The sequence below is a fragment of the Synechocystis sp. CACIAM 05 genome, assembly GCF_010222815.1.
In the GTDB taxonomy this organism is placed as follows: Bacteria; Cyanobacteriota; Cyanobacteriia; order Cyanobacteriales; family Microcystaceae; genus Synechocystis.
Window position 1 is genome coordinate 1 of sequence record NZ_CP019225.1, and the last position, 22,327, is coordinate 22,327.

The 22,327-nt window shown below is 47.7% G+C and carries 17 protein-coding genes; 9 read left to right on the forward strand and 8 right to left on the reverse strand.

Annotated elements, in window-relative coordinates; all coding sequences use genetic code 11:
- The first annotated feature begins 158 nt into the window (after positions 1-158).
- The gene (psbA, locus tag BWK47_RS00005) at positions 159-1,241 is read left to right on the forward strand and encodes a photosystem II q(b) protein (RefSeq protein ID WP_028949231.1); all 1,083 of its coding nucleotides are present in this window, start codon (positions 159-161) and stop codon (positions 1,239-1,241) included.
- Here psbA and BWK47_RS00010 read toward each other — a convergent pair.
- Positions 1,231-1,380 (reverse strand): hypothetical protein, encoded by a 150-nt coding sequence (locus BWK47_RS00010; RefSeq protein ID WP_162327079.1) that lies wholly within the window; start codon positions 1,378-1,380, stop codon positions 1,231-1,233. The two genes, psbA and BWK47_RS00010, sit on opposite strands and share 11 nt — an antisense overlap.
- A 41-nt stretch (positions 1,381-1,421) precedes the next feature.
- On the opposite strand from BWK47_RS00010, the gene speA reads away from it, so the two are divergent.
- A complete protein-coding gene (speA, locus tag BWK47_RS00015) occupies positions 1,422-3,401 on the forward strand; it encodes a biosynthetic arginine decarboxylase (protein WP_162327080.1) in 1,980 nt (659 codons plus the stop codon).
- 151 nt (positions 3,402-3,552) lie between these two features.
- On the opposite strand, the gene ligA is transcribed toward speA, so the two are convergent.
- The gene (gene ligA, locus BWK47_RS00020; protein ID WP_162327081.1) at positions 3,553-5,562 is read right to left on the reverse strand and encodes an NAD-dependent DNA ligase LigA; all 2,010 of its coding nucleotides are present in this window, start codon (positions 5,560-5,562) and stop codon (positions 3,553-3,555) included.
- A gap of 123 nt (positions 5,563-5,685) precedes the next feature.
- On the opposite strand from ligA, the gene BWK47_RS00025 reads away from it, so the two are divergent.
- The 5 genes from BWK47_RS00025 to BWK47_RS00045 all read left to right on the forward strand — a co-directional run bounded on the left by BWK47_RS00025 (position 5,686) and on the right by BWK47_RS00045 (position 10,619).
- Positions 5,686-6,294 (forward strand): Uma2 family endonuclease, encoded by a 609-nt coding sequence (locus BWK47_RS00025; RefSeq protein WP_162327082.1) that lies wholly within the window; start codon positions 5,686-5,688, stop codon positions 6,292-6,294.
- Between the two features lie 134 nt (positions 6,295-6,428).
- Complete coding sequence (locus tag BWK47_RS00030; protein ID WP_162327083.1) at positions 6,429-7,460, forward strand: FecCD family ABC transporter permease; 1,032 nt, start codon at positions 6,429-6,431, stop codon at positions 7,458-7,460.
- Between the two features lie 96 nt (positions 7,461-7,556).
- Entirely contained in the window at positions 7,557-8,606 is a 1,050-nt protein-coding gene (locus BWK47_RS00035; RefSeq protein WP_162327084.1) for a FecCD family ABC transporter permease, read from the forward strand.
- A gap of 262 nt (positions 8,607-8,868) precedes the next feature.
- Positions 8,869-9,675: an ABC transporter ATP-binding protein gene (locus BWK47_RS00040; protein ID WP_162327085.1), complete on the forward strand. Its 807-nt coding sequence runs from the start codon at positions 8,869-8,871 to the stop codon at positions 9,673-9,675.
- The gene (locus BWK47_RS00045) at positions 9,672-10,619 is read left to right on the forward strand and encodes an ABC transporter substrate-binding protein (protein WP_162327086.1); all 948 of its coding nucleotides are present in this window, start codon (positions 9,672-9,674) and stop codon (positions 10,617-10,619) included. Before BWK47_RS00040 ends, BWK47_RS00045 begins: the two co-directional genes overlap by 4 nt.
- A gap of 41 nt (positions 10,620-10,660) precedes the next feature.
- Here the strand turns inward: BWK47_RS00045 and BWK47_RS00050 are convergent, their stop codons facing one another.
- The 6 genes from BWK47_RS00050 to BWK47_RS00075 all read right to left on the reverse strand — a co-directional run bounded on the left by BWK47_RS00050 (position 10,661) and on the right by BWK47_RS00075 (position 19,180).
- The gene (locus BWK47_RS00050) at positions 10,661-13,201 is read right to left on the reverse strand and encodes a TonB-dependent receptor domain-containing protein (protein WP_269467710.1); all 2,541 of its coding nucleotides are present in this window, start codon (positions 13,199-13,201) and stop codon (positions 10,661-10,663) included.
- 221 nt (positions 13,202-13,422) lie between these two features.
- The gene (locus BWK47_RS00055; RefSeq protein ID WP_162327088.1) at positions 13,423-14,403 is read right to left on the reverse strand and encodes a helix-turn-helix transcriptional regulator; all 981 of its coding nucleotides are present in this window, start codon (positions 14,401-14,403) and stop codon (positions 13,423-13,425) included.
- Positions 14,404-14,733: 330 nt separating this feature from the next.
- Positions 14,734-15,531 (reverse strand): class I SAM-dependent methyltransferase, encoded by a 798-nt coding sequence (locus tag BWK47_RS00060; protein WP_162327089.1) that lies wholly within the window; start codon positions 15,529-15,531, stop codon positions 14,734-14,736.
- A gap of 72 nt (positions 15,532-15,603) precedes the next feature.
- Entirely contained in the window at positions 15,604-18,090 is a 2,487-nt protein-coding gene (locus BWK47_RS00065; protein ID WP_162327090.1) for a TonB-dependent siderophore receptor, read from the reverse strand.
- A 69-nt stretch (positions 18,091-18,159) separates the two neighbouring features.
- Positions 18,160-18,564 carry an ExbD/TolR family protein gene (locus BWK47_RS00070; RefSeq protein ID WP_237269711.1) on the reverse strand — a complete coding sequence of 135 codons (405 nt, stop codon included), beginning with the start codon at positions 18,562-18,564 and terminating at the stop codon, positions 18,160-18,162.
- Positions 18,548-19,180 (reverse strand): MotA/TolQ/ExbB proton channel family protein, encoded by a 633-nt coding sequence (locus BWK47_RS00075; protein ID WP_162329549.1) that lies wholly within the window; start codon positions 19,178-19,180, stop codon positions 18,548-18,550. The genes BWK47_RS00070 and BWK47_RS00075 overlap by 17 nt, the downstream gene beginning before the upstream one ends.
- A gap of 346 nt (positions 19,181-19,526) precedes the next feature.
- Between BWK47_RS00075 and BWK47_RS00080 the strand changes: the two genes are divergently transcribed.
- Together BWK47_RS00080 and BWK47_RS00085 are read left to right on the forward strand one after the other, a co-directional pair.
- A complete protein-coding gene (locus BWK47_RS00080) occupies positions 19,527-21,083 on the forward strand; it encodes an energy transducer TonB family protein (RefSeq protein WP_162327091.1) in 1,557 nt (518 codons plus the stop codon).
- 75 nt (positions 21,084-21,158) lie between these two features.
- Complete coding sequence (locus tag BWK47_RS00085; RefSeq protein ID WP_162327092.1) at positions 21,159-22,208, forward strand: MORN repeat-containing protein; 1,050 nt, start codon at positions 21,159-21,161, stop codon at positions 22,206-22,208.
- Positions 22,209-22,327: the final 119 nt, after the last annotated feature.

A 22,327-nucleotide genomic window follows, 5' to 3' on the forward strand; every position in this document is an offset into this window, starting at 1 on the left:
AAACGACAATTACAAGAAAGCAAAACTTATGTCATTTATAAGCTTCGTGTATATTAACTTGTTGTTACAAAGCTTTACAAAACTCTCATTAATCCTTTAGACTGAGTTTAGTCAGTTCCAATCTGAACATTGACAAATACATAAGGAATTATAACCAAATGACAACGACTCTCCAACAGCGCGAAAGCGCTTCCTTGTGGGAACAGTTTTGTCAGTGGGTGACCTCTACCAACAACCGGATTTATGTCGGTTGGTTCGGTACCTTGATGATCCCCACCCTCTTAACTGCCACCACYTGCTTCATCATTGCCTTCATCGCCGCTCCCCCCGTTGACATCGACGGTATCCGTGAGCCCGTTGCTGGTTCTTTGCTTTACGGTAACAACATCATCTCTGGTGCTGTTGTACCTTCTTCCAACGCTATCGGTTTGCACTTCTAYCCCATCTGGGAAGCCGCTTCCTTAGATGAGTGGTTGTACAACGGTGGTCCTTACCAGTTGGTAGTATTCCACTTCCTCATCGGCATTTTCTGCTACATGGGTCGTCAGTGGGAACTTTCCTACCGCTTAGGTATGCGTCCTTGGATTTGTGTGGCTTACTCTGCCCCCGTATCCGCCGCCACCGCCGTATTCTTGATYTACCCCATTGGTCAAGGCTCCTTCTCTGATGGTATGCCCTTGGGTATTTCTGGTACCTTCAACTTCATGATCGTGTTYCAAGCTGAGCACAACATCYTGATGCACCCCTTCCACATGTTAGGTGTGGCTGGTGTATTCGGTGGTAGCTTGTTCTCCGCCATGCACGGTTCTCTCGTAACYTCCTCTTTGGTGCGTGAAACCACCGAAGTTGAATCCCAGAACTACGGTTACAAATTCGGTCAAGAAGAAGAAACCTACAACATCGTTGCCGCCCACGGCTACTTTGGTCGKTTGATYTTCCAATATGCTTCTTTCAACAACAGCCGTTCCTTGCACTTCTTCTTGGGTGCTTGGCCTGTAATCGGCATCTGGTTCACTGCTATGGGCGTAAGCACCATGGCGTTCAACCTGAATGGTTTCAACTTCAACCAGTCCATCTTGGATAGCCAAGGCCGTGTAATCGGCACCTGGGCTGATGTATTGAACCGCGCCAACATCGGTTTTGAAGTAATGCACGAACGCAATGCCCACAACTTCCCCCTCGACTTAGCGTCTGGTGAGCAAGCTCCTGTGGCTTTGACCGCTCCTGCTATCAACGGTTAATTCCTTGGTGTAATGCCAATTGAATAATCTGCAAATTGCACTCTCCTTCAATGGGGGGTGCTTTTTGCTTGACTGAGTAATCTTCTGATTGCTGATCTTGATTGCCATCGATCACCGGGGAGTCCGGGGCAGTTACCATTAGAGAGTCTAGAGAATTAATCCATCTTCGATAGAGGAATTATGGGGGAAGAACCTGTGCCGGCGGATAAAGCATTGGGCAAGAAATTCAAGAAAAAAAATGCCTCCTGGAGCATTGAAGAAAGCGAAGCTCTGTACCGGGTTGAGGCCTGGGGGGCACCTTATTTTGCCATTAATGCCGCTGGTAACATAACCGTCTCTCCCAACGGCGATCGGGGCGGTTCGTTAGATTTGTTGGAACTGGTGGAAGCCCTGCGGCAAAGAAAGCTCGGCTTACCCCTATTAATTCGTTTTTCCGATATTTTGGCCGATCGCCTAGAGCGGTTGAATAGTTGTTTTGCCAAGGCGATCGCCCGTTACAATTACCCCAACACCTATCAGGCGGTTTATCCGGTCAAATGTAACCAGCAACGACATCTGGTGGAAGCCCTGGTTCGCTTTGGGCAAACTTCCCAGTGTGGATTGGAGGCAGGTTCCAAACCGGAATTGATGATTGCCCTCGCAACTCTACCACCCCCCTTAGATCGTCAGGACAAGTATACCAAGCCCCTAATCATTTGTAATGGCTACAAAGACCAGGATTATCTAGAAACAGCTCTGTTAGCCAAACGCTTAGGCCATCGTCCCATCATCATCATTGAACAACTACGGGAACTGGAATGGGTACTACACATCTCTCAGCAGTTAAACATTAAACCCATGTTGGGGGTACGGGCCCGGTTAAGTTGTCAGTCGCCCAAATCCTCGGAAATTTCCTCTGGTAACGGTGATCGGGCTAAGTTTGGTCTGACCATGCCGGACATTGTGACCGTAATTTATCGTCTAGAGGAAAATAATTGTCTCGATTGCCTGAAAATGCTTCATTTTCATCTGGGAACGCAAGTTTCGGACATTGCTCTGATTAAAGAAGCTATGCGGGAAGCCAGCCAACTCTATGTGGAATTGGTCAAGCTGGGGGCAAAAATGCGCTACCTCAATGTGGGGGGCGGTTTGGCGGTGGATTATGACGGTTCCAAGACCAACTATCCCGCCTCGAAAAATTACAACATGCAAAACTACGCCAACGACATTGTGGCGGCCATTCAAGATGCCTGTGAGCTTGGGCAGGTTTCCCCTCCCATTCTTGTGAGCGAAAGTGGGCGGGCAATTATGGCCCATCAGTCGGTGCTAGTTTTTGATGTGCTCGGCAGCAACCAAACAGGCTTTAGTGAACCCCATCCCCCCGATGAAAATGCCCATCCCCTGCTAAAAAATCTCTGGGAATGTTACGAAACAATTACAGCGGAACAATACCAGGAGCAATACCATGATGCTCTGCAATTAAAGACGGAGGCTAGTAGTCTTTTTAACTTCGGCTATTTAAGTCTGACGGAACGGGGACAAGCAGAGCAAATTCACTGGGCTTGTTGTCGTAAAATTTTTGAAATCACCAGACAACTAGAGTATATTCCCGAAGATTTTCAAGCGCTGGATAAAATAATGACCGATATTTACTACGTTAACTTATCGGTTTTCCAGTCAGCACCGGAATCCTGGTCTTTAGATCAACTTTTTCCCATTTTGCCCATTCACCATCTCAATGAGAAACCTAGTCAAAGGGTGATTTTAGCCGATTTAACCTGTGACAGTGATGGTAAAATTGACCGTTTTATTGACCTGTGGGATGTCAAGTCATACCTAGAAGTTCACCCCCTAGAAAATGACGGCAATCCTTACTATTTAGGTATGTTTTTAGTCGGTGCTTACCAAGAAATTATGGGCAATTTACATAATTTATTTGGTGACATTAATGTAGTTCACATTGCCACTACTCCCCAAGGTTATCAGATTGAATCGGTGGTGCGGGGAGATACCATGACGGAGGTTTTGGGTTATGTTCAGTACGATTCCGATGATTTACTCGAAGGCCTGCGGCGTCATACGGAGTTAGCCTTGAGCAATGGACAAATTACCCTAGAGGAATCTCGGCGCTTATTGGAAGATTACGAGCAAAGTTTACGACGCTACACCTATCTAAGTTGATCTGGTAGAAAAAAAACAATGGTTGGATTCTAAGTTCTGGAGTGGACTGGGATAGCGCTGGAATTGGATTAATTTTGCTTACTATCCCATCGCAATTTTGCTTAAACTCGACTATTTTTATTTGTTTTGATTGCAGAATCAATTTGGTTTCCTACGGCTCCAACAATTGTAAAAACTCCGCCTCAGATAGTAACTTGATGCCCAAACTTTCCGCCTTGGCGGCCTTATTTCCTGGTTTATCTCCCAAGAGAACATAATCAGTTTTGGTACTTACACTGCTGGTTACTTTACCGCCGCTCTGTTCAATTAATTCCTGAGCTTCTAGGCGACTAAGGTTGGGCAAAGTCCCGGTTAACACAAAGGTTTTGCCCTTTAACTTGCTGCTGTCAGTTTTGGTCTGGTCAATCCCTTGGTCTGCCAATACTAAACCCAACTCCTCTAAATCTTGAATTAATTGTTGATTACCGGGGTTGCGAAACCAATTAACCACTGCTTCGGCAATTTCTGGGCCAATGCCATAGACTCCTTCCAGATCGGGAATGTTGGCTTGGCTTAGTTTTTCCACGGTGGGAAACTGTTGGCTGAGTAATTTGGCATTGACCTGGCCCACATGGCGGATACCTAAGCCAAATAAAATGCGGCTCCAGGGTTGGCTTTTGCTAACTTCAATGGCGGCAATTAATTTTTCGGCGGATTTTTGGGCAAAACGTTCTAATCCTAACAACTGCTCCACCTGTAAACCATATAAATCAGCAACGGAGTTGACTAACCGATTTTCCAAGAGTGTCAACACAACCCTTTCTCCCAAACCCTGGATATCCAAAGCGTTGCGGCTAGCCCAGTGAATTAAACTGCCTTGCAAAATAGCGGAGCAGGAACTATTGATACAACGGGTGACGGCTTCTTCCAATGGTCTTACTAAAACCGAACCACAGGCGGGGCAATGGGAAGGAAAAATGTAGGGGGTGGTGTTTTCCGGGCGCAATTCTGTCATTACCCGGACCACTTCGGGGATAATTTCCCCTGCTTTGCGAATAATTACGGTGTCCCCCACCCGGATATCTAATTCTTGAATGCGGTCTTGGTTATGCAGGGTCGCCCGTTGTACCGTGGTGCCAGCTAATTGTACTGGCTCCATCACTGCTAGGGGGGTGACTGCGCCGGTGCGGCCTACATTAACTTCAATGGCTTTAACTATGGTGGGGGTTTCTTCGGCGGGATATTTTAGGGCGATCGCCCAGCGGGGAAATTTTTGGGTGAAGCCTAACTCTCTTTGCAGGGGATACTGATTAATTTTCACCACCACCCCGTCAGTCATATAGGGTAATCGTTGCCGGGCGCCTTCCCAGTCTTCAAAATATGCCACTACTCCATCTAACCCTTTACAGAGCTGACAATGGGGATTAACCATAAAGCCGGCTTTTTTGAGATATTCCAAGGCTTGCCATTGACTTTGGATTTGGTCTTCTTGCCCTGGTAAATGGAGCGTATAGGCAAAAAATTGTAAGCGTCTTTGGTGGACTATTTTGGAGTCCAATTGACGGAGGGTGCCGGCGGCGGCGTTGCGGGGATTGGCAAATAGGCTTTCTCCCTGGGCTTCCCGCTCTTGATTAATACGATTAAATTCCTCCAGGGGTAAAAAAGCTTCCCCCCTCACTTCCACCGTTGTGGGAGGATTATCCAAATTAAGCTTCAGGGGAATGGAACGAATGGTTTTAATATTCTGGCTAATTTCTTCCCCGGTGGTGCCGTCCCCCCTGGTGACCCCCCGCACCAACAAACCATTTTCATAGGTTAGGGCGATCGCCGAGCCGTCAATTTTTAGCTCACAGACGTATTCAGCTTTTTCAATGGTTGGGGCAATGCGTTGCCAGCGTTCTTGCCACTGTTGTAATTCCTGCACATTAAAGGCATTTTCTAGGCTGTAGAGGGGAATATTATGGGCAACAGAGCGGAACTGACTGGCCGGCTGCTCCCCCACTCGTTGGGTCGGACTGTCGGGGGTAATTAACTCCGGATTTTCTGCCTCTAGCCTTTGCAGTTCCCGGTAAAGCTGGTCGTAAACGCTGTCCTCCATGACCGGCGCATCCAGTACATAGTAGGCGTAGCTGGCTTTTTGGAGTTGTTGGCGCAGTTGCAATAGGCGATCGGGGGTGGTCATAACTTCAATACTGTTTATTGTCCAAAAGGCTTACCCTGGCAGTCCCCTTAGAAGAGTTCAGGGGATATATTTTGGCGATCGCCTTTCCCTCCGAGGGCGATTAACATAGGGAATGTAGCATTTGTGCAACCCAAGCAGAGGGCTGTCCCCATGAGCGTCGCCACTTCTCCGTTAACTCTCAGTGAAAGTCAAAATTTTATCCTCCCCGGTCGTCATAGTTGGGAAGATTTTAAGACGATTCAGGCGGCGATGGAACAACGGTCAGGGCTACGTATCACCTATTTTGACGGAGTAATTGAGTTCATGACCCTGGGAGAGTACCACGAATCCATCAAAACCATAATCGGATTTTTGATTGAATATTATTTATTCTCTCAGGGTATTGAATTTTTTCCAGTTGGTAGTGCAACCCGTGAATCGAGGGAGAAATCGGTATCGTTTGAGCCGGATGAATCCTACTACCTTGGTGAAAAAAAGAAGCATCCTAATTTGGCAATTGAGGCCAATGTCACCAGTGGCAGTCCAAGCAAACTAGCAAAGTATCAACGGCTGGGCATTCAAGAGGTTTGGCTGTGGCAGGACGGAAAATTTTCTATTTACTCCCTAGAAGGCGAGCATTACCAAGAAACTTCAACCAGCAAATTACTTCCAGGTTTAAATTTTGCTCTGCTAGAGGAATGCGTATTGATGCCCTCTCGACTAGAAGCAATCCAAAAGTTTACAGCTCGATAAAAATAAACAGCGATCGCCATGGACAAGATAGGGAACTATTCCTGTTGTCCCCTTTTATTGATAATCTTTCCTAGTAACTTCACTAAAGTAAAGAACGGAGTCGGGCAATTAGGTTAATCCCTACCTAAAGATCCGTGCCCTTTCTCCAATGCATTATGCGATCGCCCTTGTATTTTCGAGCTAAATCTCCCGGTTATCTTACCTTGGGCCTTGTCCTGGGGGCAACGGTTTTATTCGCCTGTCTAATATCCAGTATTCTCCTGGGAGCGGCGGATATTAGTCCCCAAACAGTGTGGCAAGCCCTATTTCAATTTGACGGTTCCACTGACCATTTAATTATTCGCACGGTACGTTTACCCAGGGCCATTCTGGCGATCGTGGTGGGAGCCTCCTTGGCTGTGGCCGGGGCCATTACCCAGGGTTTAACCCTTAATCCTCTGGCAGCTCCCGATATTCTGGGGGTTAATGTGGGTGCGTCCTTAGCGGTGGTTCTGGCCACATTTATTGGTGGCGATGGTAGTAACCAGTGGGCATTTGCCTTCATTGGAGCGGCGATCGCCGCTGTAGTTGTCTATGGCTTGGGAACCCTTGGCCGCAGTGGTCTCACCCCAATTAAATTGGTCATTGCGGGGGCGGCCCTATCCTATTTTTTAGGCTCTTTGACCACCGGCATTCTCCTGCTCAATCAACGTACCCTAGACGATATTCGCTTTTGGTTGGCCGGCTCCCTAGGGGGACAAGATTGGAATGGTTTAACAGCGGTTTTGCCCTACATCATGGTTGGTTTGGTCAGTTCCCTTAGTTTGGGTAGGCAATTAACCTTACTGACCTTTGGGGAAGAAGTGGCCCAGGGATTAGGCCTAAAAACGGCCTGGGTAAAATTGGGGGCGGCAACGGTTTTGGTGTTACTGGCGGGCAGTGCCGTCGCTCTGGCGGGGCCGATTGGCTTTGTCGGTTTAATTGTGCCCCACGTGGTTCGTTTTGGGGTCGGAGTGGATTATCGATGGATTTTACCCTACGCCATGGTGATGGGGGGAATTTTTCTTTCTGTGGCTGACATGGCCGCCCGATTATTGATCAGCCCGCAAGAACTACCAGTGGGCATTATGACTGCTTTGGTGGGGGCACCTTTTTTTATTTATCTTGCCCGCTCCCAAATTAAATAATCAAACCTAACGGGTCAACTCCAAAGACAACCCAAGGCCATTCCAGGCTAATTGATTGAATCCCGAATTTTATTAACTGTTTGTTCCATTTGTGCCATGCTTGCTCCTCGACCTTGGATTGTGGTCCGTCTCCGGTCTTTACCCCTATCGTTTCGCCTCGATCGCCATATCCCCTTGGTAATGGGATTACTTACTGCCCTAGCAGTATTACTATTTATTCTCAATATTAGTTGGGGGGAATATCCTGTCCCTCCCTTGGCGATGCTCCAGGCCATCTTTGGACTCTCTACTGATGCTGACCATGAATTTGTGGTGCGCACTCTGCGATTACCCCGGTCCTTGGTGGCATTGTTGGTGGGTATGGGCTTGGCGATCGCCGGAGGGATTTTGCAAGGCATTACCCGCAATCCTTTGGCAGCCCCTGAAATTATTGGTGTCAATGCGGGTGCTAGTTTGGTGGCGGTTACCTTCATCGTTTTGCTACCGGGTATTTCTCCTTCCTTGCTGCCAGTGGCCGCTTTTTGCGGTGGTTTAACAGCGGCGATCGCCATTTATGTGCTGGCTTGGAATCAGGGCAGTGCCCCCGTCCGGTTAATTTTGGTGGGCATTGGCCTAGCCGCATTAGCCAGTTCCCTCACCAGTTTGATGGTCACCTTTGGGGAAATTAGCGTGGTTAGTCAGGCCCTAGTTTGGCTCACTGGTAGTGTCCATGGCCGGGGTTGGGAACATTTATTGCCCCTGCTGCCTTGGCTAGCCTTGTTTATTCCCCTCTCCTTGGCATTGGCCCGGGAGTTGGACACCCTCAACCTAGGGGACAATCTAGCCCGAGGATTGGGTAGCCAGGTGGAATGGATGCGGGGTCTTTTACTAGTTTGCAGTGTGGCCCTAGCGGGTTCCTGTGTGGCCACCGCCGGCAATATTGGCTTTGTCGGTTTGATGGCTCCCCACCTGGCCCGCCATCTAGTAGGCCCCTCCCATGGGGGCATGATTCCCGTTGCGGCCCTAACTGGAGCCTGCATTACAGAACTGGCCGATTTAATTGGTAGAACCGTTTTTGCCCCGATAGAAATTCCCTGTGGAGTAATTACGGCGATCGTGGGTGCTCCCTATTTTCTCTGGCTCCTATACCGAAATCGGAATCAATAGCCCCATGACCTCATTTACTTGTTTTTAGGTAATAGTTTTCCATGGTGAATCCTACGGCTCAGTTAGAAAGCAAAAATTTCCCACTAATCCTAATTATTCTTAATAATTAATAGTCACTAAAGCAATATTTGCAGAAAAACGCAAGCACCCTCCATGGTGATTAAACATCTACCAGAGGACTATTCTCCACTAAAATCCATTTTTTTGTTCCCCAGTCCTCTACAATAATCCCTAATCTTATTAGTAGTTAATCTTAATAACTATGTTGGATGTTGCCACTCCCATTGCCCTCACTGCCAGGAAGCTCAGCCTAGCCTACGATAGTCACCTAATTATTCAAGGGCTCGATTTAGCAATTGGTCAGGGGGAAATCACCACACTGGTGGGACCAAATGGCTGTGGCAAATCTACTCTCCTACGGGGCATGGCACGGCTACTCAAACCCCAGGGCGGCACCGTGTATTTAGAAGGAGAGGCGATCGCCCATCTGCCCACCAAAGAATTGGCCAAACGTCTGGGTATTTTGCCCCAAAGCCCCCCCGCCCCGGAAGGATTAACTGTCAGGGAACTGGTGGCCCAAGGCCGTTATCCCCATCAAAACTGGTTACAACAATGGTCAAAGCAAGATGAACTGAAAGTCGAAGAGGCGATCGCCACCACCGATTTGCATCAATTTGCCAACCGCCCTCTTGATAGCCTTTCCGGAGGCCAACGCCAGAGAGCCTGGATTGCCATGGCCCTGGCCCAAGACACTGAAATTTTGTTGTTAGACGAACCTACCACCTATCTCGATCTAGCCCATCAAATTGAAGTTTTAGATTTACTCCATTGGCTGAACCGGAAAGCAGGACGCACGATTGTGATGGTATTGCACGACCTCAATTTGGCCTGTCGCTATAGTCATCGCTTGATTGCCCTACGGGATGGAAAACTACTGGCCCAAGGACGACCCCAGGCGATCGTCAACGAAGAACTAGTACGACAAGTTTTTGGACTGGAGAGCCGCATCATCCCCGATCCCGTCACTGGCACCCCTCTGTGTGTACCCGTTAGCCGACACCTAAAATGAAAAGTAAACTAATAATTTTTACTTTCTGCCTGGTGCTATTTGGTTGTGCTAAACAAGTACCCGTTGAATTTTCCCCTGGGGAAACCATTCAATCAAACCTAACCCAGCGCACCATAGCCCACGCCATGGGCGTAACGGCCGTCCCCAATGAGCCACAGCGCATAGTGGTGTTGACCAATGAAGCAACAGATATGGTATTGGCCTTGGGAGTCACCCCGGTGGGGGCAGTTAAATCTTGGTCCGGAGATCCTTACTACGAATATTTAGCAAAGGATATGCTTGGAGTCCCCATCGTGGGAGATGAAATGCAGCCTAACCTAGAGAAAATTGTCGCCTTACAGCCGGACTTGATTATCGGTAGTCGGTTGCGCCAGGGACAAATTTATAAGTCACTGAGTGCCATTGCCCCCACAGTTTTTTCAGAAACCATTGGTGAATCATGGCAAGATAACCTACGTCTTTATGGGCAGGCCCTTGACAGAGAAGCCGAAGCGGAGCAACTTTTGAACGATTGGGACACGCGTGTGGCCCAAATGCGTCAAAAATTAAGTGCAAAAGATTTAACAATTTCCCTCGTCCGATTTATGCCAAGGGGAGCCCGCATTTATTTACAAAATTCTTTCCCCGGTCAAATTTTGCAGGCAGTGGGTTTGGAAAGACCGGCGAGTCAAGCTAACCATGGCTTTGCTGAACATGTTTCCTTCGAGCAAATTCCCCAAATGGAAGCTGATGCACTGTTTTACTTCATCTATACCGGAGATAGCGGGGACCAAACCCCCGGCAGCATAACGAATCCTTGGTTAAACCATCCGCTATGGCAGAAGTTGGAGGTTGTTCAATCGGGTAAGGCGTACGCTGTTAGCGATGTGGTTTGGACCACTGCCGGAGGTATCCAAGCCGCCCACCTGCTACTAGATGATTTGGAACGGTATTTGGATCTCTAACATAGGTTTGACCCCCCAAAAAAAATTGAAGGGAAAGGCATTTACCACTCAAACATGTAGCCAATGCGGAGAAATCGTCCCCGGGCGGCGGCATTACTCAACTCGTTGGGCTGGAGTTGGGACACCACCGGAAAGTAGTCAGTGTTTAACAAATTAGCAATGCCAATTTCCAGTTTCCCAGGGCCAACATTGATCCTACTTATGTAGTCCAGGGTGACATAGCTACTGACGGGGAGCTGGCCAAAAACAGTGTTATTGCTAAACACATCACGATCGCCAGAATAGAGGAGTTGTAGCCGGTTTTGCCAACCGGGGGTGGTTTGGTGCTGTACATAGGCTGTGAGCTTCACCGGTGCAATGCGAAAACCATCGAGGGGAGTATAGTTGCCGGTGTTCAAGCGGTCAATTTCGCCGGCGGACAAGCTAAATGTGCCCCCCAACTGCCAACTTTCCCCCACCCGGGCATCAATGGTGGCTTCCACTCCATAAACCCGTTCTGGTGCTCGCAAAATTTCCCCTGGAGCCGTGAAGGTCGTGCCCAAATCAGAGGAATTATAAAACCCCGCCAAAGAAAAGCGGAGATTTTGCCAATTGCCCCGCACACCAATTTCGTAATTGTTGACCCGCTGGGCTTCCGGTTGCAGAGTGGCTAGGGAAAAACCCACAGGGGCATTGCGTAGCACTAGGCCCACATCAGCCAGGGAAAAACCTTGGGCAAAACTGGCAAATAGGCTGATATTGTCGGTAACATCCACTACTCCCCCCAGGTTAAAAAGCGTTGCATCGTAGCTTAAGTCACCCCCTTGGACTGTATTGCCGCCCAGGCTAGTGAAATCATCCACCGACAGGCCTACCTGTTCATGGCGGATGCCCCCCAGTAGGGTGAGCCAATCGTTGGCCCGCCAGTTTAATTGGCCGAACAATCCCAGGCTGTTTTGGTTGAGAGATGGAACCCAAGTCCGTTTACCAGTATTGCGATAGCTTAAACCGCCACTGCTATCAAAAGTAACTGGATCAAAAATGTTCACTGGCTGAGCGGTACTTTCATTGTTGTAGTCCGCTCCCCACAGTAGGCGCAGATTTTTTTCTTCCGTTAGGGGGGTGTCCAGTTGTAGTCTGCCGCCCCACTCGGTGGAGTCAATTTCAGACTGAAAAATACTATTGCCCAAGCTAACGGAGGCTCGGCCGTCGAAAGGGAAAAACCTAGTCAGATAATCACGATAGTAGATTTGTCCCTTAAGGTTGCCATTGAGGACGTTACTGTGGCTGTAATCAAGGCTGACTACGGTGTTATTGCTGGTTTGGGGGGTATCAAGGTCCAGCCCGTCAATCGCTTGGGATCTCTGTCTACCGGCGATCGCCGTAATACTAGGATCAACGGTGAAATCAGTGTTTTGGGTGGCTTGAAAATGATTAATGGTAATTTGCAGGCGCTGTTCGTCAGTCATGTTGATGCCCAATTTACCCAAAACATTGAAGCTATTAGTGTCCGATACTCCTCCTTGGCCATTGGGATCGGGGGGAATGCGATTACCTAAGGCATCAAAAAATCCCCCAACGGATTCATAGGATGCGGTGAAAGCGTAGTCAGCATAGTCAAGGGTTCCGCCCACATATTGTTCCACCATCCCCCCTAGACTGTTGGATACACTGTCAAAATCGGTGTTAATGGCTAGGCGGGTGCTGGCTAGGAAGGGCTCAGGAGCAGGACCACGGGTGATGATGTTGATTACTCCTCCAGTGGCACCATCCCCATAAATGGCCGTTGGCCCCTGGATCACTTCAATCCGTTCAATGGCACTGGGAGCAATGGTTTGCAAATCTCGGAAGGCATTACGGTTGGTGGTTTGGGGCACACCGTCAATCAAAACCAAAACGTTACGTCCTCGCAAAGCCTGGCCAAATTGACTGGCACTCCCGGTGCTGGGGGCTAAGCCTGGCACTAGTTGACCCAAAATATCCGCCAAGGAAGAGTAAACCTGGGTTTGTTGCTCAATTTCTGCCCGTTCAATTACCGTCACCGACCGGGGAATATTAGCGATTTCCTCCTCTGTACGGGTGGCGGAAACCACAATTTGTAGGGCTTCACTTTCCTCTATCTCGGCGGTTGTCCCGGCACCCCCTGGTCGAATCAGCAATTCTAACCCTTGCGAGTTAGGCTTTACCTCCGCTTCCGGTGGCCCATTTACCCCCGTGATAGCTAAGCGCACTTGGTTATCGTTCATTTGGGTAACACTGACAAACGCAATATCAGCAGTGGGGCTCACTTCTTCAAACCCCTGGCCCCCAGGTAAGGCCATTAAAGTATTGGGAAGATCAATAATTAAGGCATTGCCTACCGTTTGTAGGTTCGGAGAGGCGATCGCCCCTCCCGCTGTCACCAAAATAATTTCTAACCCTGGCCCCGATGGCTCTAGACGCACTTCCTGCACTTGTACCAACGATGTCCCCTGATCCAGTTCCACTGTCACAGATGGGGATGGCTCACTAATAATTTCTTGAGCCCCCAGGGGCATAGCCATCGTTTCCATCACTATTCCAAGGGCGATCGTCCAGCCAAATCGTACTAATTTTGTTTTCATGTCACGTCCTCCCACACGTCAGTTACTTGTTGCAAATCTTTCTTGATTAGCTAGGAAAATTAGTGTAGATAGTTGTCTCTGGCCTTGTCTATCAAAAAAACGGTCACGTTGATCCAAAAACGGACTTTGAGGCAAAAAAATCCCCGGCTAACGGGAGAAACTCCCCTAATTTTCTTTGTTTGGGTAGATGGAAATCCTCTGGCTTTAACCGGGAGAGACTATCAATTACTCAGCATCCACTGTTTAGGGCTGACACCAAACTGTTTGCGAAACGCCGCGGAGAAGTGGCCTAAGTGGCTATAACCCACGTTGTTAGCGACTTCGGCGACAGTGTAATTGCCCTGGGAGAGCAGATCTTTGGCCTGGTGAAGACGTTGCTGGGTGAGATAACCGATTACAGAGGTGCCAAACAGTTCCCTAAAACCACGGCGGAGGGTACGATCACATAACCCCACCTGCTGGGCCAACTCTAAAACGGAAGGAGGGCTTTCCAGTTGGGCAACTAGTCTGGCTCTCGCTTCGTAGATCTTCTCAATTGTTTTTGGTTTCAAAGTGCCAGAAAATGGAGAAGAATTTTGGTCGGCCATAATGCTATGCAATTGAAGGGCGAAAAGTTCAAACACCTTGGCTTGGAGAAAAAAACGTCGCGTCACTCCGTGAAATGGACATTGGAGCATCTGCTGAGCTACTGTCCGCATTTCAACCGTAATGGCGGGAAACCAAGCCATTTTCCACTCATCCTTTTTGAGTAAAGCTTGGCCTAGGGATAGGGATTGCCCAACTAAAAATTGTTCTAAAATTTGGGGTTCGAGGTGGACGTTAATGCCTTCTAGGTAGCCCAATTGGCCATACCGTGCCACATAACCAGGGGAAAAGCCACTCCCGGAGACATAACCCTTCTTTGTCTCCAGAGTTGGATAGGTTTCCTCATAATCAACGGTCCCCGACAATAGGACGGTGAACTGTACTAAATGCTCGTGTACCGGTACTTTCAGTGCCCAGGGCTGGGTAAATTCCTTGTTGATCAAATCCAACCAAACCCCAGGGGAAAGTTCCAAGCAACGGGTACGGCCATGGCCCAGGCAAGCGGGCAGCCAGCGAATGGTTTCAAAACTGTCAACTGGAGTGGTGGTGTAATACTCAGGGTCAAAGGGAATTTGACAAAGCTCATCGTAGTCGGACTCGGAAAGAAGTAGGGTCATGGGCAGATGGGAAGCTGAATAAGCTGAAGTAGATTGAAAGAATTGATCAATCTATTAGTCTACTCCTAATGCAAATTATTCCTAAATATTTGATGGGTTTAATTTATTGAGCAAAGCCCTAACGGGCAAAATACCAGTGCAGTATATTTGTTGGAAAAATGTGCTATGGCGATTGGGACAACCTTGTGGATTATCTCAAAATGCTGAAGGGTCAACATATCCCATCGGCAATAGTGTTGTTTAATAGTTATCCCCATTTCCATTTTTCCTTTGGGGTTTTATGAAATTTATCAGAAAGATACTCTGAAGATAATACCGAAATTAAAATCATCATTTTACTGTGTATGCCCAGATTTCGAATTGTGCTTGAGACGATAACTCCACCTCTAATGAACCGTAATATTCATAACAAAATACTTCAAATTCCTTTATGGCAAGATTAAATGCTTCATCTGGAAGGAGCCAGCATAATCCATAGGCTCGTGATCTGTAAAAATGGAGTAGTTCTTGCACCTGATTGCTTACCGTCCATTCCTTAGCTGTCAAATAATTACACTGATACCCTTTATTTAGTAAATATTCATCTATATTAATTTTGTTAGTTACTTCTAATGATTGTTGTGAAGGCTTTGGCTCTTGATACTTAAGCAAAATAGTTTTGAAATGGTTCTCAAATTCTAGACGTGCAGGGGGAGTAACCCATTGAGCATTTAAATAAAAACCGTTTGGTTTTAGGACTCGATCAATCTCATCTAAAAACATACCTAAATTGGAAACAGCATGAAGCATATGAACCGTTAACACTACGTCGAAGCTGCTGTCTGGAAAAGATAGTTGCGATGCATCTTTATGGATCAACCTAAGATTCGGAGGAATACGGGGCAACTTTTGAGAAAATTGGCTAAGCATTTCCTGAGAAATATCAACACCAGTTACAGAATAACCACGTCTGACTAAAGGAATGACATTGAGCCCAGTCCCTACACCAGGCTCAAGAAAAGTAGTTTCGCTTGTTGCCTTCACTAGAGCGAGAATAAAATCTGCAACTTCTTCGGCAATTGCTTCTGTCATCCAGCGAGTTTGATCGTAAATGTCAGCAATTTTGCTGTAATAAACATTTTTTTTCATTTTTCCAATCCTGGTTTTGGAGCATTAGAAAATTTGCTGCTGATAATCTCATCATCAGCAGTCTTAAAATGCCTAGAACGTCACACCAATTTTTCCTACTACCGTAAAGGGAGCTCCGGGAGAAACCCTTAGATTAAAATCATCGGATTCCGATAAATATTGGGTATTAAACAAATTTTCAATGTTTAATTGTAATTCCCAATTTTCCCGACGGTAAAAAACAGCAGCATCGGTGCGGAAATAACTGGGTAACACAAAGGTGTTGTCCAAGTCCCCCTCCCGTTGATCAACATAAAATAGTCCTAAACCAAAGCCCAAGCCTTGTAAATTTCCCGATTGAATTTCATAGGTTGTCCAGAGGCTAAACTGGTTGCTAGGAACATTAGATAAAGTGTTGTCTACGATATCGGTATTATCTTGGCTTACAAAAGCATCAAGGTAACTATAACCGGCGACAATATTCCAACCAGGCAAAATTTCTCCCCCCAGGTAAAGCTCCACCCCTCGGCTAGTTTGTTCCCCTGTTTGAATGGTAAATAATGGATTAGCAGGATCAATGGTAGGAACATTTTGTTTCCTAATATCAAATGCCGAGAAAGTCACACTTAACTTGTCGGTAATGTCTGCCTTAACTCCCACTTCAAACTGGCGACCGGTCTGAGGATCAAACGTAGAGCCATCGGCGTTCAGGGAAGCGGCAAAAGAAGGATTAAAAGAGGTGGTGTAAGAGCCATAAAGGGAAACGCTGGGAATTGGTTGATAGATAATACCGACCCGGGGCGTTAATTGGTCATCGGTTTGGTTAAATTCCTCCCTAGGTTCGGTGAGGGACTGAGTTGACCGATTTTGGGTGGCGGAATCGTAACGGAGTCCCACCAATAGCTTCAGGTTATCGAATAAATCCATTTGATCCTGTAGATAAACCGCAAAGCGATTGACTTGATCATCACGGAAAAATTCTGGCGCGATGGGGAAAGGAGTATTGGTGTAAACCGGGTTGAAAACATTAATAGGGGCAAAGGTGTTGCTGAATTGAAATTCTGGAGTCTCTGTATCGTTACGATACTCCAATCCAAATAACACCCGATGTTTAACCGGCCCAGTGTAGAATTCTCCTACCAATTCTGCATTGGTGAAAAAACGCTGATAATTTCCTCCCCCATAATATTCAAATCGATTTAATTCCCCAGTATCTTCGTCAAAAAAGTCAAAGAGGGGCGCATAGCGGACGGGGGCGTAGGCCAAGTATTGCATGGCATGGCGTAGCTTCAAATTTTCGTTAAAATCGTGGTTGAAAGTGTAGCCAATTAGGTATTGATCTTGCTCAAATTTACTAAATCGCTCTCCCAAAAATCGATTCGATGGCAAGTCTGCGATATTTGGTGCTGGGATGCCTTCATCTAAGGTTTCCCGATTGGTTGTGTATTGTCCATAGATATTCAACTTCGTGTCTGGACCAATATTCCAAGTTAAAGTTGGTGATACAACCCAGAGATCACCGTAGACGAAATCTCGAAAACTGCCGGAGGTTTCATAGGAAACATTGAGACGATAATTAACTGTATCAATGGCTTCCGGTAGCAGAGGACCGGATAAATCCACATCTAAACGATAGTCATTATAATTACCAAGGGACACAGCCGCATTGTAATAAGGCTCATCCAAAGGTTTTTTGGAAATTAGGTTGATTGATCCCCCGGGTTCCCCAGCACCAAACACAATGGAAGAGGGGCCTTTGAGCACTTCTATTTGTTCGATGTCTGTGGTATTTAAGGGGGCTAAGGATTGATAGGGAATGCCATCACGAAAAATACTGTTGTTGACGGGAAATCCACGGATTAGAAAACCGGGACCAAAAACACTAGTTCCCCTGCCCCCGGCGGGGCTAACCCCTGGCACTGTTTGGAGGGCTGGTCCCAATTCGGTTACGTTTCGGTCTTGTAAGACCTGTTGGGGCACAACTTGAATGGACTGGGGGATATCGAGTAAAGGGGTATCTAATCCTGTGGCGGTCGAAGCACTGGGCACAAAGTAGCTAGCTTCCCCCTGCCCTTCTTGGGTGGCTACCACTTCAATTTCTGATTCTGGATTCTCAGGGGCGATCGCCGTGGAGGACGAAGTTAAGCTAAGCACTAAATTTTGGTCAACAGAACTCACTGTCACTTCAGGAAGATTATTATCAACGCCTGTCACCGTAATGCGGACTATGTTGTTTTCCCCTTGGGTAATGGCGATCGCCGCAATTTGGGGACTAGGATTTTCCTGGTTAAATTCTCCTCCGGGAATGTCCAAGAGGGCATCGGTCAACTCAATAATGAGCAGATTCCCTTGGGGATAAATCAGGGGTTGGAGCGGGATGGGGGAATTGTTGGCCAGTTCCAGCTCTAGACCCTTTTCTGTGGACTTTAAGTCAACTCCGGTAACCAAGATGGAGCCAACTTGAGCTTGTATTTTGGTTTGGGCCCCAGAATTATTAATTTGGGCCAGTATGGGCAAGGGGGCTACTAGCCCCGAACATAGGCAACATATGGTTAAGCCTAAGCTTATTTTGGTATTCACAATTGCTCCTCACACAAAAGTTAAAAAGTTTTATTGATTAAGCAAATGCTTAATTCTTTTTCAGTTTTTTTAGTTCTTAGGCGTGGCGGCGATCGCCAGGGAAACCCCCTTGATTTGGCGTACACCATCCATAACCTGCACCACTAAGCCATGGTTAACCTGTTCATCGGCCTTGATTACCACCAAACTATTGGCGTTATTTTTCGCCTTAGCCAGGATATTTGTTTGCAAATCTTTTAGGGGGATTGCCTGACCATCGAGAAACAGTTCACCAGTTTTTTTAACGGTTAGAATAAATTGCGGATTGGGGTTGCTTTCCGTGGTTTGGGCCGAAGGTAAGTTGACCGATAAACCGTCGGAGCGGCTGAGATACAAACTGGAGATGATGAAAAACGCCAGGATAGAAAAAATCACGTCAATCATCGGAATGATATTGATTTCGCCCTGGGCTTCAAACTCATCGGGAAGTCGCATACTCTTTTTCCTCCGGTTGGTTATGGAAACGGCGATATACCAATTCGATTTGCCCTGTTTGCTCCTGTATGAGGGCGAATTGGCGCAGATAGAGGGAACGGAACACGTTGGCAAATAGGAGAGTCGCAATGGCAACTACCAAGCCCATCACGGTGGACACCAATGCTTCACTGATCCCCCCGGTGACCCCCGAGGCATTGGCAGCGGTGGTACTGCCTAAACTCATGGAAGAAAAGGAACGCATTAGCCCCAAAATTGTCCCTAGTAAGCCCAGGAGAGGGGAAACGGTGATAATAGTCTGAAATAGGGTGTTAAATCGTTTTAAAAGCGGTAATTCTGCTTGGGTAGCGCTTTCCAGGGCCAGGCGAAACTCCGTTGGTGTGGCCCCCTCCAAACACAGGGCTTCGAGAAAAATTCGTGCCATGGGTAAATCCGCATTTTGTTTCAGCTTGGCGATCGCCCCTGGGGGATTACTGCGATAAAGCTTGAGCACATCATTTACCAACCGATTTTGCCGTAATTGGATCTGACTCCAAAAATAGGCACGCTCGATAATCAGGGCCACAGCTAACAGGGAAAAACCGAGGAGGGGCACCGCCACTATGCCCCCGGCCATAAAAACTTCTACCAACGTGATAACCTCTTAGGTTTACTCGACACAGTTAAGAGTAATTCTCAATTAATCTCCTTGCCTAGCCATAATAGCAATTGATAACTATTTTCAATAAATTAAATGGATAAGCAATAAGATTTGCTTAAGTGCAAACGAGTTTTCTAGGCTTTAAGGGCCTATATTCACGGTTGCAGAGAAAAAATCTTGGAATAAAAGAGTCAGTGGAGGTGTTTGATGTCGCAACTAAACGTCTATAATGCTATAGCTATTAATAATAATATTTCACATAATAGATGCAGTTCAGCCTAGGCTAGGGGCCACAATAATTGCCTGTCAATGCAAGAATTCCATGTCAATCTCTAATTTCTGCCTGACCCAAAGATCCCAGCAATACCAAAACAGCCAAAAGATCATCCTGGCGGGGGCGACCTGTTCCTTGTTAATCCACGGGGCGATCGGAGCGTTCTGGAGATTTCCCCTGGATGGTGATACTCCCGCCGTAGAGCCGATTGAATTTATTGTGGTGGACCCTTCTCCCATCCCAGAAGTCACACCGCCACCAACGGAGCAGAAAACTGAGCAGAAAAAAGTCGAACCTCTGCCGAATATCTCCCCACCACCATCCACTCCGGTAACTCAAGCAGTTTTACCGCCTCTGCCCCAAGCCATTATTCCCCCCGTCCCACCAGTTAATTCCCTGCCCAGTCCGGTGGTGGAAAATCCGATTTCCTTACCCAATCCATTGCCCCCACCCCATGCTACTCCAGTCCCCAATGCAGTGTCCCCCCCGGTGGACCAGGCCATTGCTCCCCCCACTTCAAAGGTCAATCCCCTCCCTAATCCAGTTACAGAAAGCCCCGCTTCTTTGACTCAGCCGGCCCAGAGTGCCTTTCGTTTGCCCTTTTCTTCCCTCCAGACTCCGGAATTTGCCCCGATTCCTGAGCAGGCCCCCGCTGTTTCCCCGGGGATTCGCCCAGCTACGCCCCAAAGTTTAGCCAACGCCCCAAGCCGACAGCCCGTATTTGGTCGCATTAGTTCCTCTGCCCCGTCCCAGGAAAATCCATCGACCAACCAGGATTCATTTACGGCGATCGCCAATGGTAATGCCGTTAGTCAAGGGGCCCCGCCGATGAAACCGGGGACAGCGACTAAACCCATTGCCAGTGGTGGTGGTAGCTCTGGCCCTAGTCTGGGCTCCGGCCAACCCAGAACAGAACGGCCCGGTGGCGGCAATGCAGGGGCAAATGTCGGTCCCATTGCGGCCAATCCTGTTGCTAGTAGTGCCCCTCCTAAACCGAAACCAAGCCCCAGTGCCCCCGCTAAGCCGGAACCGTTGAAGTGCGTTAGCCAATGTAAACCCAGCTATCCCTCCATTCTCCAGGGGGAAGAAGGCAGTGCCACAGTGCTGGTCTCCGTTGATGATAGGGGTGGTGTGACCAGCGTAACCATCACCAACGCCCACGGCAACAGCGAGGTCAACCGTCAGGCTTTATTGGCAGCCAGAAAAATGCAGTTTACGGCCCCCGCCAGTGGTCAGTCCAAATCAGTCCCTGTGGTGATTCATTTCACCGTTGCTGGTTCAGATTTTGATCGTCAGGCTCGGGAGCGTCGGCAACAGCAGGAAGAGTTGCGCCAGGCCGCCCGCAGAGCAGAAGAGGAAAAGGCTAATCAAGCCCGCCAAAGACAATTGGAGGAAGAGCGTCAAGCCCGCCAACGGCAATTAGAAAAAGAACGGGAAGAAAGACTGAAACAATTCTCCGTAGAATCCCAGCCCAGTCCCGTGCCGGCGGTGAAAGTTTCTCCTTCCCCCAGTCCAGAATCGCCTCCCGCTGCCGCACCAAAGACAGCTCCCGCAGTAGGGATAGATGAATTGGCGCCCGATCTGGAGCAGTCATCCGATTCCTAATTCCAACTCTCTGGGTTAATTAGGTAAAACTTGACTGTGAAATTTATTTAAAGTTAAAAGTTCGCCGTTTTAATAATGTTTAAATTTGCTCAAATTATTTTCCTAGCTGGCAGTATGGTCTGCTTAAGTTCCCTGGGTCATCAATCCCTGGCGGGCAATTTAACCCTGCCGGATGGTTCTAAATGTGAAGGACAGATTAGCAATGGTGCACTCAATGGCCAGGGTACCTGTCAATTTACCAATGGCGATCGCTATGAAGGTCAATTTGTTGAGGGTGAAAAAAAGGGGCAAGGGAAATATATTTTTGCTGATGGGGGCTATTTTGAGGGGGTTTTTGAAGATGATCAAATGGGGAGTAAAGGGGTGCGAGTCTATGCCAGTCAAGACCGTTACGAAGGGGAATTTGTTGACGGTCAACCCCACGGTCAAGGGATTTATACAACGGCGGCGGGTCTTCGTTATGAGGGGGAATTCGTTGATGGTCAACCCACGGGCAAAGGTACCTTTATTTATACCAATGGTGATCGCTGTTCCGGCACTGTTGTTCAAGGAGAATTGAACGGGCCAGGCAAGTGCGAGTACGACAATGGCGATCAATATGAAGGCACCTTAAAGAATGGACAACCCGACGGTGAGGGAATTTTTCGTTTTGCCGCCGGAGGAGAGTATGAAGGGGAATTTCAGAGCGGTGAATTTTCTGGGCAAGGCACCCGTATTTTTGTCAACGGCAATCGTTTCCAGGGACAATTTAAACAGGGGTTACCCTCTGGGCAAGGACAATACAATTTTGCCGATGGGGCCAGCTACCAAGGGGAAATCCGGAACGGACAACCGGCAGGGGAAGGCATCTATACCTTTGCTAATGGTAATCGTTATCAAGGTCAATTTGTTGCCGGTAAGTTTGCAGGGGAAGGTGCATTTATTTTTGCCAATGGCGATCGTTGCCAAGGACAATTTAGCAATAATCAACTCCAAGGTATGGCCACCTGTGACTATGCCAATGGTGATACGTTTGAAGGAATTTTTGAACAGGGTAAGAAAAATGGCAAGGGTGTTTATTCTTTTGCTGATGGTACCCGCCTAGAAGGGGTATGGAAGGATGATCAATACCAAGAACGAGGTTAACCTTAACCCTGATTTTTTTTAATTTCAGAAAAGTTTGTCGGGAATTGTGAGGTCAAGAAATTAGCCATTATTACCCTTGTGTTCAGGTCTCCATCATCTTGATTTATGCTCCTTTCGCC

Coding starts and splice junctions, on each gene's coding strand:
- BWK47_RS00010 (WP_162327079.1), bottom strand. CDS start 1,380: ATGGTAACTGCCCCGGACTCCCCGGTGATCGATGGCAATCAAGATCAG.
- speA (WP_162327080.1), top strand. CDS start 1,422: ATGGGGGAAGAACCTGTGCCGGCGGATAAAGCATTGGGCAAGAAATTC.
- ligA (WP_162327081.1), bottom strand. CDS start 5,562: ATGACCACCCCCGATCGCCTATTGCAACTGCGCCAACAACTCCAAAAA.
- BWK47_RS00035 (WP_162327084.1), top strand. CDS start 7,557: ATGCTTGCTCCTCGACCTTGGATTGTGGTCCGTCTCCGGTCTTTACCC.
- BWK47_RS00040 (WP_162327085.1), top strand. CDS start 8,869: ATGTTGGATGTTGCCACTCCCATTGCCCTCACTGCCAGGAAGCTCAGC.
- BWK47_RS00045 (WP_162327086.1), top strand. CDS start 9,672: ATGAAAAGTAAACTAATAATTTTTACTTTCTGCCTGGTGCTATTTGGT.
- BWK47_RS00050 (WP_269467710.1), bottom strand. CDS start 13,201: ATGAAAACAAAATTAGTACGATTTGGCTGGACGATCGCCCTTGGAATA.
- BWK47_RS00055 (WP_162327088.1), bottom strand. CDS start 14,403: ATGACCCTACTTCTTTCCGAGTCCGACTACGATGAGCTTTGTCAAATT.
- BWK47_RS00060 (WP_162327089.1), bottom strand. CDS start 15,531: ATGAAAAAAAATGTTTATTACAGCAAAATTGCTGACATTTACGATCAA.
- BWK47_RS00070 (WP_237269711.1), bottom strand. CDS start 18,564: ATGCGACTTCCCGATGAGTTTGAAGCCCAGGGCGAAATCAATATCATT.
- BWK47_RS00075 (WP_162329549.1), bottom strand. CDS start 19,180: ATGGCCGGGGGCATAGTGGCGGTGCCCCTCCTCGGTTTTTCCCTGTTA.
- BWK47_RS00080 (WP_162327091.1), top strand. CDS start 19,527: ATGTCAATCTCTAATTTCTGCCTGACCCAAAGATCCCAGCAATACCAA.
- BWK47_RS00085 (WP_162327092.1), top strand. CDS start 21,159: ATGTTTAAATTTGCTCAAATTATTTTCCTAGCTGGCAGTATGGTCTGC.